The 17,295-nt window shown below is 73.3% G+C and carries 12 protein-coding genes; 9 read left to right on the top strand and 3 right to left on the bottom strand.

What is annotated here, in order from left to right:
• Nucleotides 1-16 precede the first annotated feature (16 nt).
• Both Pen02_RS32885 and Pen02_RS32880 read left to right on the top strand, forming a co-directional pair.
• Nucleotides 17-1,228: a glycosyltransferase gene (locus tag Pen02_RS32885; protein WP_203870035.1), complete on the top strand. Its 1,212-nt coding sequence runs from the start codon at nt 17-19 to the stop codon at nt 1,226-1,228.
• Complete coding sequence (locus Pen02_RS32880) at nt 1,225-2,367, top strand: DegT/DnrJ/EryC1/StrS family aminotransferase (protein WP_203870034.1); 1,143 nt, start codon at nt 1,225-1,227, stop codon at nt 2,365-2,367. Before Pen02_RS32885 ends, Pen02_RS32880 begins: the two co-directional genes overlap by 4 nt.
• A gap of 55 nt (nt 2,368-2,422) precedes the next feature.
• On the opposite strand, the gene Pen02_RS32875 is transcribed toward Pen02_RS32880, so the two are convergent.
• Both Pen02_RS32875 and Pen02_RS32870 read right to left on the bottom strand, forming a co-directional pair.
• Nucleotides 2,423-3,688: an MATE family efflux transporter gene (locus tag Pen02_RS32875; protein ID WP_203870033.1), complete on the bottom strand. Its 1,266-nt coding sequence runs from the start codon at nt 3,686-3,688 to the stop codon at nt 2,423-2,425.
• Complete coding sequence (locus tag Pen02_RS32870) at nt 3,685-4,944, bottom strand: hypothetical protein (protein WP_203870032.1); 1,260 nt, start codon at nt 4,942-4,944, stop codon at nt 3,685-3,687. Before Pen02_RS32870 ends, Pen02_RS32875 begins: the two co-directional genes overlap by 4 nt.
• Before the next feature lie 378 nt (nt 4,945-5,322).
• Between Pen02_RS32870 and Pen02_RS32865 the strand changes: the two genes are divergently transcribed.
• The 4 genes from Pen02_RS32865 to Pen02_RS32850 all read left to right on the top strand — a co-directional run bounded on the left by Pen02_RS32865 (nt 5,323) and on the right by Pen02_RS32850 (nt 11,323).
• A complete protein-coding gene (locus Pen02_RS32865) occupies nt 5,323-6,714 on the top strand; it encodes a hypothetical protein (RefSeq protein WP_203870031.1) in 1,392 nt (463 codons plus the stop codon).
• A gap of 214 nt (nt 6,715-6,928) precedes the next feature.
• Nucleotides 6,929-8,833 carry a nucleoside-diphosphate sugar epimerase/dehydratase gene (locus tag Pen02_RS32860; RefSeq protein ID WP_203870030.1) on the top strand — a complete coding sequence of 635 codons (1,905 nt, stop codon included), beginning with the start codon at nt 6,929-6,931 and terminating at the stop codon, nt 8,831-8,833.
• A gap of 168 nt (nt 8,834-9,001) precedes the next feature.
• Nucleotides 9,002-10,102 (top strand): Gfo/Idh/MocA family protein, encoded by a 1,101-nt coding sequence (locus Pen02_RS32855; RefSeq protein ID WP_203870029.1) that lies wholly within the window; start codon nt 9,002-9,004, stop codon nt 10,100-10,102.
• Nucleotides 10,103-10,198: 96 nt separating this feature from the next.
• Nucleotides 10,199-11,323, top strand: coding sequence for a DegT/DnrJ/EryC1/StrS family aminotransferase (locus Pen02_RS32850; RefSeq protein WP_203870028.1), 1,125 nt, complete (start codon nt 10,199-10,201; stop codon nt 11,321-11,323).
• 84 nt (nt 11,324-11,407) lie between these two features.
• On the opposite strand, the gene Pen02_RS32845 is transcribed toward Pen02_RS32850, so the two are convergent.
• Nucleotides 11,408-13,462 carry a glycerophosphodiester phosphodiesterase family protein gene (locus Pen02_RS32845; protein WP_203870027.1) on the bottom strand — a complete coding sequence of 685 codons (2,055 nt, stop codon included), beginning with the start codon at nt 13,460-13,462 and terminating at the stop codon, nt 11,408-11,410.
• 407 nt (nt 13,463-13,869) lie between these two features.
• Between Pen02_RS32845 and Pen02_RS32840 the strand changes: the two genes are divergently transcribed.
• Genes Pen02_RS32840 through Pen02_RS32830 form a run of 3 tightly spaced genes read left to right on the top strand, consistent with a single transcriptional unit; the run spans nt 13,870 to nt 17,235 of the window.
• Nucleotides 13,870-14,349 (top strand): hypothetical protein, encoded by a 480-nt coding sequence (locus Pen02_RS32840; protein WP_203870026.1) that lies wholly within the window; start codon nt 13,870-13,872, stop codon nt 14,347-14,349.
• Nucleotides 14,342-15,835, top strand: coding sequence for an MCP four helix bundle domain-containing protein (locus Pen02_RS32835; RefSeq protein WP_203870025.1), 1,494 nt, complete (start codon nt 14,342-14,344; stop codon nt 15,833-15,835). Before Pen02_RS32840 ends, Pen02_RS32835 begins: the two co-directional genes overlap by 8 nt.
• Nucleotides 15,832-17,235, top strand: a complete 1,404-nt coding sequence (locus Pen02_RS32830; RefSeq protein ID WP_239141684.1) for a S8 family serine peptidase — start codon at nt 15,832-15,834, stop codon at nt 17,233-17,235. The genes Pen02_RS32835 and Pen02_RS32830 overlap by 4 nt, the downstream gene beginning before the upstream one ends.
• The last annotated feature ends 60 nt before the right edge of the window (nt 17,236-17,295 follow it).

The raw sequence follows: 17,295 nt of genomic DNA, 5'->3' as shown, positions 1-17,295 counted from the left end.
CGGAAGGGACGACCAGTTGCAGATCAAGCTCGATGGCACCGCGATCCTGCCCGGACACTCGGCCGGGGTGGAGGCGTTCACCTACGGCCTGCTCCGGGGACTCGCCGAAGACGACACGCACCGGCTCGAGGTGACGATCGCCCGGGGCACCCGGGAGAGTTGGCGGCGCCAGGTCCCCGACGACGAGCGGGTGCGCTGGACCGAGGTCCGGCAGCCGCTGCGCGCCGACGCCCGGCTCGGCGGCGGGCTGCGCCGGATCCTCCCCGGCCAGCTCCGGTCCGCACCGCTGGCACACCGGATGGTCACGCTGCTGCGCAACCGGGCCAATCCGGTACCGCCCGACGACGACCGGGTCACCCTGTACCCGTTCGGCGGCGTACCGGCCCGGGCCCGCCGGTCGGTGGTGGTGGTGCACGACATGCGCCGGTTCCACCTGCGGTACGACTCCGCGCCGATCACCGAGATCTTCGCCCGGAACATCGCCAGCGCGGACGCCCTGGTCGCCTCCTGGCCGCATCCGTACCAGCAGCTCCTGCGGACCTTTCCCGAGGTGGCGGCGAAGACGGCGCTGATCCCGCTGCCGGTGTTCCACGCCCGCCCGGCCGGTACGGCGACGGAACCCGACCCGCAACTGCTGCTGTACCCGTCCTCGACCGCCGCGCACAAGAACCACCGCAACCTGCTGGAGGCGCTCGCCCTGCTGCCGGAGTACCGGCTGGTCTGCCCCGGGCCACTGGTGGAGCCGCAGGCCGGGCAGCTCACCGCGCGGGCGGCGGCGCCGGATCTGCGTACCCGGGTGGTCTTTCCGGGTTTCGTGCCGGTGCCGGCGCTGGAGCAGCTCTACGCCCGGGCGACCGCCGTCGTCGTGCCGTCGCTCTGGGAGGCGGCCAGCGGCGCCATCTTCGAGGCGTTCAGTTGGGGCCTGCCGGTGGCCTGTGCCGACGTGGAGCCGCTGCGCGCCCAGGTGGAGTTCGCGGGCGCCGAGGTCAGCTACTTCGACCCGCACGACCCGGAGTCGATCGCCACCGCCGTCCGACGACTGCTCGCCGACCGTCCCCGGTACGCCGCCGCCGCGCGACGCGCCGCCGACCGGCTGGCCACCCGCACCTGGGCGCAGACCGCCCGGGACTACACGGCGGTACTGGACTGGGTCGCCGGTGGCCGCCCCGGTCCGGTACCCCAGTCGCCGTTCCTGACCCCGGACGTCGTCGGAGGGAGCACGTCATGAACCCTGCCCTGCGCTACCCGGTCGCCCGACCGTCACTGACCGAGCTGGAGGAGGCGTACGTCCTCGACGCGCTGCGCAGCGGCTGGATCTCGTCGCAGGGGCCGTACCTGCGGCGCTTCGAGGCGGAGTTCGCGGCCCGCTGCGGCACCCCGACGGCGGTGGCGACCGGCAACGGCACGCTCGCCCTGCACCTGGTGCTGGCCGCCGCCGGGATCGGTCCCGGCGACGAGGTGATCGTCCCGGCGCTGACCTACGTGGCCACCGCCAACGCGGTCACCTACTGCGGCGCCCGGCCGGTCTTCGTCGACGTCGACCCGGCCACCTGGTGCGTCGACGTCGACCGGGTCGGCGCGGCGGTCACCGCCCGGACCAGGGCGGTCGTCGCCGTCGACCTGTACGGGCATCCGGCGGACTATCCCCGACTCCGGGAGATCTGTGCCGGCCGCGACATCCTGCTGGTCGCCGACGCCGCCGAGTCCTTCGGTGCCCGACTCGGCGGCACCGGGACCGGTGGGCTCGCCGACGCCAGCACCTTCTCGTTCTTCGGCAACAAGATCCTGACCAGTGGCGAGGGCGGCTGCGTCACCACCTTCGACCCGGCGCTGGCGGAGCGGATGCGGCTGCTGCGCAACCAGGGAATGGATCCGCAGCGGCGCTACTACTTCCCGGTGGTCGGCTACAACTACCGGCTCACCAACCTGGCCGCCGCGCTGCTCTGCGCCCAACTCGAACGCGGTACGGCGATGGTGCAGCGCCGGCAGCAGATCGTGGCGACGTACGAGAAGGCGTTCGCGGATCTCGGCGCGCTGACGCCGCAGCCGGTGGCGGTCGGGGTGGAACGTGCTCCGTGGATGGCGTCCTTCCTGGTCGGTCCGGCCGGCGACGGTCGGCTCCGGGACCGGCTGGCGGTCGAACTGGATCGGCTCGGGGTCGAGACCCGGCCGTTCTTCGTGCCGATTCCGGAACTTCCGCCGTACCGGGCGGCGGCCCGGGACGACGGCTTCCCGGTCACCACCGACCTGAGCCGGCGGGGCATCAACCTGCCGACCTACGCCGACCTCACCGATCCCGAGGTGCTGGACATCGCCGACCGGGTCCGTACCGCGCTCGCCCGGCTGTCGGCCGCCGCCCCGGCCTGACCGCTACCGACACCGACAGTTCCGTCCGACAGCCGGTCTGGAGCGGCGGGCCGGCTCAGACCGGTTCCAGCACCGGTTCCGCCCGGTCGCGGGTCCGGAGCAGCGAGCGGTAGCTCCACCACCAGCCGGTGGCGGCGCAGCAGGCGACCCCGGCCATCGCCCAGGCCGCGCCGGCCGCGCCGAAGAGGTGGCCGGCGCCGACGATCGCGCCGACCCGGACCGGCCCCAGCACCGCGCCGAGCAGCAGGGTACGGGCGCCGGCCCGCTCGATCCGGTGCCCGGCGAAGGCGACCATGGCGGCCACCATGAAGACACTCTCGACGGCCAGTGCCGGCAGCAGGGGTCGGGCGTGCGCCCAGTTGGCGCCGAGCAGCGCCCGGCCGACGGGATCCGGCAGGGCGGGCAGGAGCAGCGCGAGCGGCCCGACCAGCAGGCCGATCGCCCCGGTGATCCGGGCGGCCGACCGCAGCCTGACCCGTGGCCCGGCGTCCCTGCTCCGGGCGAGGTACGGGATCAGCAGCGCGGAGGTGGCCCCGAGCAGCAGGGTGATCGGACCGAGCGCGGTCTTCGCCCCGCCGAGCGCACCGACCACGGCCGTACCGGCGACCGTGGCCAGGGCGGCGGTGGCGAGCTGGGCGGTTCCCGAGCCGACCAGGAAGTGCAGGCCGAAGGCGAGCGCGTTCCTGGTCTCGGTGCGTCCGACCGGCCAGCCGGGCAGCAGGGCGCAGCGCCGCCGGGCCGCCCCGACCCAGCCGACCGCCGCACCCGCGCCGGCCCAGACCACGAAGACGGTCAGCGCGCTGATCCGGCCGGCCAGCCCCAGTCCGGCGGCGACCGCGCTGGCCACCGTCCAGACCAGTTCGTACCGGAGGATCCGACGCGGATCGGCCACACCGAGGCCGTACGCCTTCAGGTAGTCGTAGAGCACCAGCCCGGGCAGGGCCGGGCCGACGACCGTCAGGTAGTGGTTTCCGGCGAGCAGCCCGACCGTGCCGACGAGGGCGCCGGCACCGGCACCGAGCAGGCAGACCCGCCGGGCGGACCGGCGGAACGGAGTCGGGTCCCGCCGGTCCGTCTCGGCCAGCACCGACTCGGTGACCATGGCCCGGGCCAGGCCGGAGACCAGGACGTACAGCGAGAACGCCAGCGCGTACCGGCCCAACTCGCTCAGGGAGCCGCCGTGCGCCACGGTGACCGAGAGCAGCAGGTTGCCGAGGCTGGAGGTCGCGGTGACGGCCACCGCGACCGGGGCACGTCCGCCGGAGAGAACCTGCCGGCGCAGGGTCCGGAGGGTGGCCCGCCAGCCCGACCCGGCGGTCACCGTCGCGGCCGGCCGGCCCGGGGCACCGGTACCCGGCCGAGCGGCGGTGCCGGCGTCGGCCGGTCGCCCGGATCACGCCTGGTCAGCAGGAGCACCAGCAGGACCGGTGTCGCCGCCACGGTGTTCTGGGTCGCCGCGATCACCGACTCGGGATAGCCGTTCGACCAGACCAGCGGCCCGGCCACCACGAAACAGAACAGGCTCAGCCGGGTCGGCCCGGGTGCGCCACGCAGCCGCAGCAGCAGTCCGGCGACCAGTGCCCAGCCCCCGTAGAAGACGACCACGCCGGCCCGGCCGTCCACGAAGTAGACGGTGCCGAGGGTGAGGAAGTTGAACGAGGACCTGTCGCTTCCGCCGAGGAACCGGTTGATCGCCGTACCGGTGGCCAGCGGTGGCCGGCCCGGGTCGAGGATGCGCGGCACGAAGCCGTACCGGAGGTAGGCGGTGGGGCCGGGCTGACCCACGTCGACCGGTACGTCGTACATGCTGGCCCGGCCGATCTGCTGGTCGAACCGGAGCCGGTCGGCGGCGGTCACCTCGCTGGAGACCCTGACCCCGCTGTCCTTCCGGATCGCGTTGCGGATCGCGAACACGCTCGGCCAGGCCAGGAAGAGCACCACGGCGGCCACCAGCACGTAGCGGGCCCGGATGACGCCGCAGATCGACCCCGCCGCCGCCACGAAGGTGAGGTAGCCGACGAGCGAGACGGAGATGGCGGTCAGGAAGACCAGCAGTACCTGGACGCCCAGCAGCGCCGCCGTCCACCGGTAGACGCTGGCCAGCCGGGCGTGTCCAGCGTGGAAGCTGGCGATCAGGAGGGCGAAGGCGAGGTACTTCCAGCCGGAGACCAGGGCCACCAGGTTCACCAGCGGCGAGGCGGCCTGCGCGCCGGCGATCTGGGCGACGATGCTGCCCCGGCCGGCGATCCCGCCGACGATCTCGGCGACGATGCTGACCACCGCCACCAGCCGGGCGACGAGGAAGATCCTCGGATATCCCGCGTTCGCCTCCGCGAAGGTTCGTTCGGGGGTACCGCCGGAGGTCCGGCGCCGCGCCGATCCGCCCGAGGAGAGCAGCAGCGTCTCGACCAGCACCGTGGCGGCCAGGGCCAGGCCGAGCAGCCGGAGTACGAACCCGAGGTCGGGGTTCCGGTGCAGGATCGCCATCGGCAGCACCAGGATCAGGTACGGCGCCAGCAGCAGGACGCTGACCGGATAGCGCTGGAGTACCCGGACCAGCCGGATACGCCTCGGCACCGGGGCGACCGGACCGGCGGTCTTCGGAGCGGTCGGCGGTCCGATGCGGCGTTGCCGACCGGCCGCCCGGAGCGGGCGCGTCTGGGCGTCCGTCAAGGTCCGGATCCCCTCCCTGTCCCGGCCGGCCACCGTGCTCGACACCCCGGTCGGCCACCAGGGTCAACGAGGCCGGCCCGGAACCGTCACGCCGGGTCGGGCCCGCCGAGGATCGACCGGTTCGGGAGCCGGCCGGCGAGCACGTTGCCGCCCTCCGGCGGCCGGGGCGCTTCCCGTCACCTCGACCAACCCTGCTCCGTTTGCCCAGATAGCGTTACAAATAGGGACACACCGCCTCGCGGCACAGCGCTGGGCAGCACAGAGTCGAAGGTGATTCCAGCGATGCGCGAGGCACTACGACCCACCGGCACCCTGTCCGGCCCGCCCCGGATCCGCACCGGACCCGCGTCCTCCCCGGGCATCCGGTACCCCCTCACCCCGCCGCGGAACGGTCCGGGCGCGGACCGGCGCCGCACCGTCCGACCGGCGGTCTGGTACGCCGTCGCCGCCCTGGTCACCGCTGCGGTGTTCGGCCCGTACACGGCGCAGGTCGGGGTACGGACCGAACAGGTCGCCGTCTACGCGCTGCTGCTGGTCGCCCTGCTCGCCGGCCGGATCCAGCTCACCGCCGTCGCCGCGCTGGTACTGCTGCTCCTGGTCACCGAGTTCCTGGTCGCCGTCGTCGGCGGTTCGGCACCGACCGGTGCCCCCGTCGCGGTCGAGTCGGGCAGCCTGCTCGCCGGAATCGACAGCCTGCTGATGCCGATCGCCGTGTTGACGCTGACCCTGTTGATGGCGAGTTCGGGCGCCGACCCGCGCCGGCTGCTCCGGATCGTCTGCACCGTGCTCGTCGTCGCGATGTGCCTCAACACGGTGCTCTCCTGCGTCTCGATCCGCTACGACATCACGCCGCTGCTCGGGGCGTTCTGGGAGAACCACTCCGGTCAGGAGAGCGTCGCGGTCCGGGCGGCGCAGCTGGGCCGGCTCAGCGGGATCTTCAACCAGCCGGCCGAGGCCGGGGCGCTCTACTCGCTCGCCCTGCTGGCCGCCGTCCACCGGTACCGCGACCGGACCGTCCCGTTCGTCGTCGCCACGGCACTGCTGACGATCGGCGGCGTGCTGACCGTCTCGAAGATCTTCCTGTTGATCGGGCTTCCGCTCGGGCTGTGGCAGGTGGTCCGGTCGTTCGGGATCGCCCGGCCCCGGGTCTGGGCGCTCACCTCGGCCGTGCTGTGCACGATGCTGGCCGCGCAGTACGGGCTGCTGCCGCCGTGGGCCGGTGCCGACTATCTCACCCGACTGCTCCGGCCACCGGGGGACGGCACCGACCTGGTCGGCTTCTACACCGCCGGCCGGCTCGGCGACACCCCCACCCTCCAGTACGTCTCGGACGCGGTACTCGGCTCGTCGCCGTGGTTCGGCCTCGGTGCCGGTGGGCTGGCCGCCGCGTACGACAACGGCTGGATCGAGGCGCTCGCGGTCGCCGGCATCGTCGGCGTACTCCTGTACACCGGGATCCTCGGCTGCCTGGTCGCCGCCTGGTTCCTCCGTCGACCTGGGACGGACCCGGCGACCGTACGCTTCGCCAGCGGCCTGGTCGTCGTCGTGCTCGGCGGATCTCTCGGGCTGCCGATGCTGACCGCCAACCGGGTCGGCACGATCACCTGGCTGCTGATCGGCCTGCTGCTGCTCGTCCCGGCACCCCGGGCACCCGTGCGGGTGCCCGGCCGTTGACCGGTCCGGCCCGGAGTCGCGCCTGCTCCGGGCCGGGGCCGCGCCGCGCTGCGGCCGAGCCAGGGCGCGGACATCGCGGGTGAAGCCATCCAAGGCACTAAAAACGTGAAAGTGGCCCCTTAGTCCTCACCAAAGGACTTAAGTGTGGTTTACCCGCCGGGAGTTCCCACTGAGCTGCCCGAATACCGCCCACACCGCCACACCAGGAGGCTCCATGCCGCCCAGCGCCGCCGCACCGACGACCGAGACCCCGCCGGCCGCCCCTCGGCGGAAGCAGCCCGGACTGGGCCGGGCCGCTCTCCTGCTCACCGACAGTGCGGCCTGGACGATCGGCTTCGGGTCGGGCGCCTGGACGAGGTACGAGTTCGACCTGACCACCGGCCAACTCGTCCGGGCGCTCGCCGTCGGGGCGCTCGCCGCCGCGCTGCACGCCGCCATCGCCTCGCTCGGCCGCCGCTATCTCGGCCGGCATCCGCTCGGCAGCCTGCCGGACCTGCGTGCCCTCTCGGTCACGGTGGCCTGCACCGCGATCCTGGTCTTCCTGGCCGACATCGCCCAGCCGGACCGGCCGGTCCCGGCGAGCACCCCGCTGGTCGGCTCGGCGGTGGCGCTGCTGCTGATGGTCTGCGTCCGGGTCGCCTACCGACACCGGCGGGACCGCTGGCTGCGCCCGGACACCCGGTCGGCGACCCCGGTGCTGCTGTTCGGCCTCGGCTCGGCCGGCCAGGGCCTGCTGCACGCCCTGGTCACCGATCCGCAGGGCAGGTACCTGCCGGTCGGGCTGCTCGACGACGACCTGGACAAGCACAACCTGCGCATCGACGGCGTACGGGTGCTGGGCGGTCGACGGGAGATCCGGGAGGCGGTCGCCCAGACCGGCGCCACCACGGTGATCTTCTCGGTGGCGAACGCCGACGCCGACCTGATCCGCGAGATCCGGGCCGCCACCCTCCAGGCCGGAGCCGACTTCAAGGTGCTGCCGCCGGTCTCCGAACTGGTCGACCACCGGATCAGCGTCGCCGACGTACGGGACGTGGAGATCGACGATCTGCTGGGGCGCCGCCAGGTGGCCGCCGCCCTGGTCACCGCCGACTCGGCGCTGACCGGGCAGCGGGTGCTGGTGACCGGCGCCGGCGGCTCGATCGGCGCCGAACTGTGCCGGCAGATCCTCCGGGCCGACCCGGCCGAGCTGATGATGCTGGACCGGGACGAGTCGGCGCTGCACAGCCTCCAGTTGTCGGCCACCGGCCGGGCGCTGCTGGACGGGCCGGAGCTGATCCTGGCCGACCTGCGCGACGGCGAGGGAATCGCGCGGATCATTCGGGAACGTCGGCCCGACGTCATTTTCCACGCCGCCGCGCTCAAACACCTCACACTGTTGCAGCGGCACCCCGGAGAGGCGATCAAGACGAATATCTGGGGTACGTTGTCGGTCCTGAATGCCGCTCGCGACGTCGCCAGGTTCGTCAACATATCGACGGACAAGGCGGCCAACCCGATCAGTGTGCTCGGCTATTCCAAGCGGATCACCGAACGGCTGACCGCGTACGCCGCCGCCAACGGCACCGGCACATTCCTCAGCGTACGGTTCGGAAATGTGTTGAGCAGTCGCGGATCCGTGGTCACCGCGTTCCGGTCCCAGATCGACGCCGGACTCCCGATCACCGTCACGCACCCCGACGTCACCCGTTATCTGATGAGCGTGCACGAGGCGGTGCAGCTCGTCCTGCACGCCGCGGCGATCGGCCGGGACGGCGAGGCGCTGGTACTGGACATGGGTGCCCCGGTCCGGATCGACGACCTGGCCAGGCAACTCGCGGCACAGGCGCCGGGCCAGCCACGGATCGTCTACACCGGGCTGCGGCCCGGCGAGAAACTGCACGAGGACCTGCTCGGCGACGGCGAACCCGACGTACGGCCGCTGCACCCGCTGATCTCGCACGTGTCGGTACCGCCGCTGAACCCGACCGAGGTGACCGGACTGGACCCGTTCGACGAACCGGAGAAGGTGATCGAACAACTCGCCTGGCTCTGCGGCCAGCCGGACCAGGGCGCCCCGGCCGTGGCGCTGGTGCCGAATACCCGAAACGCTCGCCCGTCGTCATCCCGGTCGACGTGACGCCGGTCGGGAATTGGACACCCGGCTGGCGGGTCGCTGCCCGCCGTTGCAGGATCCCGGTGAATTGCGATAACTCGTGTCGCTGCCGAACGGAATTCGCGTCGCATATTTCGTCCGCGCGTGATTCCTGACGATTTCCACAGTCACCGATCTCCGGGAGACACCATCGTGACCGATACGTTCGGCCTGATCGGCTTCGGCTACTGGGGCACCAACCTCGCCCGGAACCTCGACAAGCTGGCCGGGAAGCGGTGGCGCTACCTGGTGGACGCCAGCCCCGAACGGCGGCAGGCGGCCACCGAGCGGTACCCGCAGGTGCTGGCCACCGACGACCTGGACGCGGTGCTCGGCGACGACGAGGTCCGGGCGGTCCTGGTCGCCACCCCGGCGCCGAGCCACGCGCCGCTGGCCCGGCGCGCACTCGCCGCCGGCAAGCACGTCTTCGTCGAGAAACCGCTGGCGATGTCGGTCGCCGACGCGGTCGCGCTGGCCGAGACGGCCGACCGGTCCGGCCTGGTGCTGATGGTCGGGCACACCTTCGAGTACGTCCCGGCGGTCGAGCGGATGCGCGACTACATCCGGTCCGGCGAGATCGGCGACGTGCTCTACCTGCACTCGCAGCGGCTCAACCTGGGCCGGATCCAGAACGACCTGCACACCTTCTGGTCGATCGGGCCGCACGACGTCTCGATCGCCAACTACCTGCTCGACGCCGAGCCGCAGTGGGTCGCCGCGCAGGGCGGCCGGTACCTGCACGACGGCGTCGAGGACGTCACGTTCGTCACCGTCGGCTACCCCGGCGACGTGGTGGCGCACATGCACGTGAGCTGGCTCGATCCGGCGAAGACCCGGCGTACCACGGTGGTCGGTACCCGGCGGATGCTGGTCTACGACGACCTGAACACCGACGCCCGGCTCACCGTGCACGACAAGGGAGCGGAACCGCTGGAGCCGGACGGTGACGGCGTACGCCGCTACCGGCTGCGCGACGACGCGGTGCACGTACCCGTGCTCTCCCCGGCGGAACCGCTCGGCCTGGAGTTGCGGCACTTCATGGACTGCGTCCGGACCGGGGCACGGCCCCGGACGGATGGTTGGAACGGCGCCCGGGTGGTGGCGGTGCTGGAGGCCGCCGACGCCTCGCTGCGGGCCGGCGGCGCGACGGTGCCGGTGCCGCCGGTACCCGGCCCGGTGGACGCCGCAGCGCCGCACGCCGGGCGCCCGCGCCCGGACGGCCCGCACCCCGACCTGACCCCCGCCACCCGCTGACGCCGCGCACCAACATCCACCCGCTGACGCCACACACCGACGCCAGCCGCTGACGCCATGCACCAACGCCGCGCACCGGACGCAGAGGAGCCTGCCATGCCCCGTATTCCCCTGGTCGACCTGGCCGCCTCGTACGACCGGCACCGGGACGAGATCGACGCGGCGATCCGCGCCGTCGTCGAGGACACCCGGTTCATCCTCGGCCGGGAGGTCGGCGAGTTCGAGTCGGCCTTCGCCGCCTTCTGCGGCACCACGCACGCGGTCGGGGTCGCCTCCGGCACCGCCGCGATCCACCTCAGCCTGGCCGCCCTCGGGGTCGGGCCCGGCGACGAGGTGGCGGTGCCGGCGCACACCTTCGTGGCCACCGCCGAACCGGTGAGCTGGCTCGGCGCCCGGCCCCGCTTCGTCGAGGTGGACGCCGAGACCGGCGGAATGGACCCGGACGCGCTCAAGTCGGTGATCGACCGGGTCCGGGCGGTGCTGCCGGTGCACCTCTACGGGCTGCCGGTCGACCTGGCCGCGATCGGCGCACTGGCCTCGGCCGCCGGGGTGCCGCTGATCGAGGACGCCGCCCAGGCGCACGGCGCCGAGTACGTCCGCGACGACGGCACCGTGGTCCGGGCCGGCGCGTACGGGCGGATCGGCTGCTTCTCGTTCTATCCCGGGAAGAACCTCGGCGCGTTCGGCGACGCGGGCGCCGTCACCACCTCCGACCCGGCGCTGGCCGACCGGATCCGGCGGCTGTCCGACCACGGCCGCACCAGCAAGTACGAGCACCTCACCGTCGGCTACGCGGCCCGGCTGGACACGGTGCAGGCGGCCGTACTCGCGGTCAAGCTGGACACCCTGGCCCGGAGCAACCAGCGGCGGCGGGAGCTGGCCACCGCGTACCGGTCCCGGCTCGACGGCGTGGGTGACCTGGTGTTGCCGGCCGAACCGCCGAACCGGCGCGGCGTCCACCACCTCTTCGTGGTCCGGACCGGGCACCGGGACCGGCTGCTGGCCCACCTGCACGACGCCGGCATCGGCGCCGGGGTGCACTACCCGATCCCGCTGCACCTGCAACCGGCGTACGCCTCGCTCGGGCACAAGCCCGGCGACCTGCCGATCACCGAGGCGTGGGCCCGGGAGTGCCTCTCCCTGCCGATCTATCCGGAACTCGCCGACGAGCAGTTGGAGACGGTCGTCGCCGAGGTCCGCCGCTACTTCGAACGGGTATGAGAACGGGGCGGGTGAGAGTCGGGCGGGTGTGCGAAAGGTGCCCTCCGGACGCCGGAGGGCACCTTTCCGATGTTGCCGACGGGCTCAGCGCAGGCCGTTGCGGATCGCCACCGTGACCAGCCGCTCCGGGTAGTCGGTGATGATGCCGTCCACCCCGAGGTCGATCACCCGCTGCATCACCGCCGGATCGTCCACCGTGTACGGCACCACCTTCAGCCCGTACCGGCGCTGGAGTTCGGTGACCGTCGGACCGTGGAAGTACGCCGGATCCTGCCGCAGGTACCAGTCGGCCGACGGCACCGTACCCTGGGCCGGATCGTGCACCTGCCAGTTCGCCGAGACCGTACCGGCACCGGCCGCCCGGACCAGCTTGCCCAGGTCCCGGTACCGCCACCAGTCCAGCCCGGCGGTCCACGGGCTGCGTACCGAGGGGTCGTCGTAGTCCGCCCGCAGCGAGCACTCGTCGGCGAGGCTGGCGCACTCGGCCGGGCCGTACTGCCAGACCAGCGCGACCGTCTCGATCCGCCGGTTCAGCTCCCGGGCGTGGGTGATGGTCCGCCAGTCGAACGACTGGATCGTCACCCGGTCGGTGAAACCGGCCCGCTCGACCGCCCGGACCAGCTTCGCGGTGAAGCTGCGGTACGGCTCGGTGTCCGCCACCAGCGGGCTGAGCTTCGTCTCGACGTTCAGCCGGACGTCCCGCCGGCCGCTGTTGCGCACCAGGTCGAAGACCTCGTCCAGGGTCGGGATCCGGGCACCCGGCGCGGCGACCTGCTCCGGCAGCTCCGGCAGGGTCTTCGAGCCGCAGTCGAGGGTCCGGAGCTGCATCAGCGTCAGGTCGTGCACCCGCTTGCCGACGTACGGGAAGTCCCGGTCACCCGGCCGGGCCGGGGCGGTGTCCTCGCAGTGGCTGCCGTTGACGGTCCGGTCGTGCAGCACCACCAGGTGGCCGTCCCGGGTCACGCCGGTGTCCAGCTCCAGCGTGGAGATCGCCGGGTTGGCCAGCGCGTTCGCGAACGCCGGCAGGGTGTTCTCCGGCCGGGTGGCCCGGCCGCCCCGGTGCGCCTGGACGTCGAACGGCGCGGCGTACCCCTTCGGCACGGCGATCCGGCGCTGCGCCAGCAGGGTACGCAGCCGGTCCGGGTAGTCGGTGATGATGCCGTCCACCCCGTCGTCGAGCAGCTTCGCCATCGTCGGCACGTCGTCGACCGTCCACGGCACGACCTTCAGCCCGTTGCGGTGCGCGTGCGCCACCATCTCCTTCGTCACGTACGGCCGGTAGGTCGGGTCGCCGACCGTGCCGTTCTGCGGCAAGCCGTGCACCGGGGAGAAGGCGCTGGCGCCGAAGGACCTGACCGCCCTGATCGGGTCGCCGCCGAAGTCGTCGATGTCGAGACCGCCGAGCCACGGCGAGGCACCCGGCTGCCCGGTCTGCAGGAAGTCGTAGTTGGTCAGCGCCACCAGTGGCAGCCTCGGCTCGACCTGGCGCATCCGCATCAGCGCGCCCCAGTCGAAGCTCTGGATCGTGACCTGCTTCAACAGCCCGGCGGCCCGGACCTCGGCTGCGGTGAGCTGCACGAACTGCTCCCGGGGAGCGGTCTCGGTCGGCGCGCCGGCCTCCACCTTCGTCTCCACGTTGAGCGTCACGTCGTCCGCCCGGTAGCGCTTGACGAGCGCGAAGACCTCGCGCAGCAGCGGCATCCGCGACCCGGGTACGGCGAGCTGACCGGGCTTGTCGGCCAGCGTCTTCGTACCGCAGTCGAGGGTACGCACCTGGGCCAGGGTCAGCGTGTTGACGTACTTTCCGACGTACGGGAACTCGGGGTCGCCCGGGGTGGCCGGGGCGGTGTCGACGCACTTCGTACCGGTGACCCGGCGGTCGTGGGTGACCACGAGCTGCCGGTCCTCGGTGACCTGCACGTCCAGTTCGAGGGTGCTGACCCCGAGTTGGAGCGCGTTGCCGAACGAGGCGAGGCTGTTCTCCACCCGCAGGCCGAGCCCGCCCCGGTGGGCCTGTAGGTCGAACCCGTGCCGGGACTCCGGCCGGTGGCGCTCGCCGGCCTGGACGCCGGTCGGCATCCCCGCCAGTACGGCCGCCGTCACCAGCAGCGCGCCGATCAGTTGGCGCCGTCGGGACATTCGGTATCACCCGTTCCAATGTGGTGCTTCGGATCCCGGTCGGCCGGGCCTCCGCAGCGCGGTCGAGGTCGCGCCGGGTCCGGCCCGGCGATCGGGGCACAGCATCACGACAGTCGGCGGCCGGCAGGCGTGCGCCGGGCGACATCGGCGTGAACCGGGGTCGACGGGCGACGACGGATCGGACGAACCGGGGTCGACGGGCGACGACGGATCGGACGAACCGGTGAGGATGCCGGCCTGTTCAGCCCTTCCCGGACCGGTACGGCCGGCCCGGCGCCGCACACCGGAGCGCACATCGTCCACTTCGGCGCCCGACACCGCCCGATTTGACAAACAACTCCCTGTTGTGCCTCGGCTACAATGAGCCGCGACCACGTCTGACCCAGCCATCCACGGGGAGGGTTGCGATGAGCCCGGTTGGTCCATCGGTCGGCGCGGCGGCCGGCGCCGCGATCGGCGCGGCAGCCGCAGCAGTGATCGGCCAGATCAACGTCGAGATCGACGGTCTGTCGAGTGCTGCGGCGGCGATGCGCGAGGAACTCAAGGAGGGTTACCGCACCCAGGTGCCGCCGGTGCACGACGCCATGCAGCAGGGCGCCACCATCGGAGACCGGCTCGAGGGCGACGACTGGCTGCACCTACAGGAACGCTACGACGAGTGCATCCAGAAGAGCCTGGAGGCGCTGGTCAACCTGGACAAGGGCACCCAGGCGGTGGCCCGGGCGGCGGACCAGATCGCGACCAACTACCGCGGCTCCGACGCGTTCGCGCACGCGACGGTGAGCGACGTGCACGAGGTCCTGCCGCCGACCGAGCAGACGAGGCCGCAGCCCGGCACGGATCCTGCCGCCCCGACCGGGTCGACGGGAGGCGCCGGCAATGGCTGAGGACTACATCCCCCGGCTGTGGCGGCTGGTCGACGCGGCACGGCAGCGGCTACAGCCGAGCCGGGACCAGGTGGCGGCCTGGGAGCGGGCGTCGAGCATGCTGGGCGGCCACGCCAGCAGGTTGCAGGACTGTCGCAACCAGCTCGCCGGGCTGTGGCCGCCGGAGCAGAACGCGGCCTCGGCCGCGTACATGGTCGAGTTGGACCGGCTGATCGAGGCGAGTCGGCAGACGTCGACCGCGGCCCAGAACAACGCCACGCACATCGGGCACGTCGCGGACGCCATCGAGCAGGCCCGCACCAAGCTGGAGCCGATCTACAACGAATACCTGGAGAACCAGCGGAAGCTGGCCGACTACCAGCGGCAGGTGGAGCTGGCCGGCGACGTCGGTGGAGTGGTCGGCGGGGCGGCTGGTTCGCGCTTCGGCCTGACCGCGCTGGGCCAGAAGGCCGGCGACTTCCTCGGCGAGGGCGCGATGACGCTGCTCACCGACCCGCCGGTGAGCGACGCCCAGCAGGCGGCGCTGGTCGCCCGGGCCCGCGCGGTGCAGGTGGAGATGGACGGCGCGGCTCGGGACGGTGGCGGCCGGATCCAACCGCCACCGGAGTACCTTCCCCCGCCGGTGCCCAGGGGCGACGACGCACGGCAGTTCGACGACGACTCGGACGGGACCGTCCGGCCGCCCGTGGTCAACCCGCCGCCCCGCCGCCGGGCCGAGGCCGAAAGGGAGGAGTCCCGTCCCGGTTTCATCGAGGGAACCCCGCCGCCGGATCTGCACACCGAACTGACCCCGGAGCAGGTCACTCCGCCCCGCTACCCGGTGGACGACGGTCCGACTCTGACCGGTGTCGCCCCGCCGACCACTGCGCCGCCCCCGCCGGTGGCCCCGGTGCCGCCCGGCCCGCCGGTCGGTGCGCCCCCGCCGGTGTCACCGGTGGTTCCGCCGACCATCGGTGTCCCACCCCCGCTCGGTGGGCCACCAGGCACCGGCCCCGGGCTCGGCGGCGTACCGCGCAGCACCGGCGCACCGGGGAAGGTCCCCGGCTTCGGTCCGGCGGCGACCACCGGTGTACCGCCGGGCGGCGTGATCGGTGCCCGACCCGGCGGCGGCGTCGCCGTCCCGCCCGGCGGCGTCGGCGCACCCCGAGCGGGCGGCGTACCCCGGGGGATCAACCCGGTCGGCGGCGTCATCGGGCCGCCCGGCGCGAGCGGCGCCCGCTCCGGCGCGGCCGGCGGGATCGGGGCCGGCCCGGCCGGGGCCAGGTCGGGTACCCGTCGGTCCGGTGCCGGCGGGGCCAGCGGTTCCGGCGTGCCCGGCACGCTCGGCAGCGCCCGTGGCCGGCGCGACGCCGACGAGCCGGACGGGCGGGAGTGGGACCCGGACAACCCGTGGGAGGTCGAGCAGGGCGTGGCCCCGGAGATCGAGCCGAACCGGGAAGCCGGGCGACACGAACCAGGTGGCGGTGTCCTCGGGAAGGACCGGTGAGGAGAGCCATCGACGTCCACGCACGGCTGCCGCGCTGGTGCGCGGCAGCCGTCTGCGGCCTGCTCGTGGCGCTGGTCGGCGCGCCGCCGGCCGTGGCGGACGCGACCCGGAACCGGCAGTGGCACCTGCGGGCCCTCGACGTCGCGCGGGCGCACCAGATCACCCAGGGCGCCGGGGTCGTGGTGGCGGTGCTCGACACCGGGGTACGCGACCACAAGGACCTGACCGGCAACGTCCTGACCGGCGTCGACGTGACCGGCGCGGACACCGACGGCCGGCAGGACACCGACGGCCACGGCACCGCGATGGCGGGGCTGATCGCCGGGCACGGGCACGGGTCCGGCAACGCCGACGGCGTGCTCGGAATCGCCCCCAGGGCCAAGGTCCTTCCGGTACGCACGGTGCGGACCAAGTTCGGTGCCGGCGCCGACCTGCCACGGGCCATCCGGGAGGCGGTCCAGCGCAAGGCGGGAGTGGTGTCGCTGTCCCTCTCCGCCGGTGCGGGCGAGAGCCTGAAGCAGGCGGTCCAGGAGGCGTTGGCCGCCGACGTCGTCCTGGTCGCCGCAGCCGGCAACCGGCCGGATGACGGCTTCGTCGGCTATCCGGCGGCCTACCCGGGAGTACTCGCCGTCGGCGCCACCGGGCGGGACGGGAAACTCGCCCCGATCAGCGTCACCGGCGACTCGGTGGGGCTCGTCGCACCCGGGGTGGACATCGCCTCCACCAGCCGGACCGGGGCCTACCAGTTGAGCAACGGGACGAGCAACTCCACCGCGATCGTGGCCGGGGCGGTCGCGCTGGTCCGGGCGAAGTACCCGGACCTGTCCGCCGCCGAGGTGGTGCACCGGCTCACCGCCACCGCCACCGACCGGGGCGCCAAGGGCCGCGATCCCGAGTACGGGCACGGTGCACTCGACCTCGTCGAGGCGCTGACCGCCGACGTCGCACCGGCCGGGGCGCAGGCCAGTCCGGACTCCGCCACGACTCCCCCGGCGGACGGGACGTCACCGGCGGTGGCCGCCCCGCCGTCGGACGACGGATCGGAACTCCGACTCAGCTCCGCCGCGTACGCCATCGGCGGGCTCTGCCTGCTGCTGGTACTGGCCGGGTCCGGCATTCTCGGCTGGCTGCTGGTACGGGCCGGACGGCGTCGACGGAACACCGGCGGCCCGCCCGGTCCGGGGCGCCCGTCGCCGATCCCACCCCCGGTCCCGCCCGCCCCGACGGCGAGGTACCCGGCGCCCCCGCCGCCCGGATATCCCCGCGCACCGGCGACACCGCCGTATCCGTCGTACCCCGCTCCGCCGGAGCATCCGTCGGGAGGCCAGTCGCCCGGCTACGGCCCGTCCGGTCGCCCGTACCCGCCCAGACATCCCGGTACGCCGCCGCCCGGCGGGTGACCGAGCGGCAGACGACCGGGCGCCGGCAGGGCTCGGTCGGGAGCGGGAGCCGGGGTGGGC

This window comes from Plantactinospora endophytica, from assembly GCF_016862915.1.
In the GTDB taxonomy this organism is placed as follows: domain Bacteria; phylum Actinomycetota; class Actinomycetes; order Mycobacteriales; family Micromonosporaceae; genus Plantactinospora; species Plantactinospora endophytica.
This window is presented reverse-complemented; position numbering and strand designations above follow the sequence as displayed.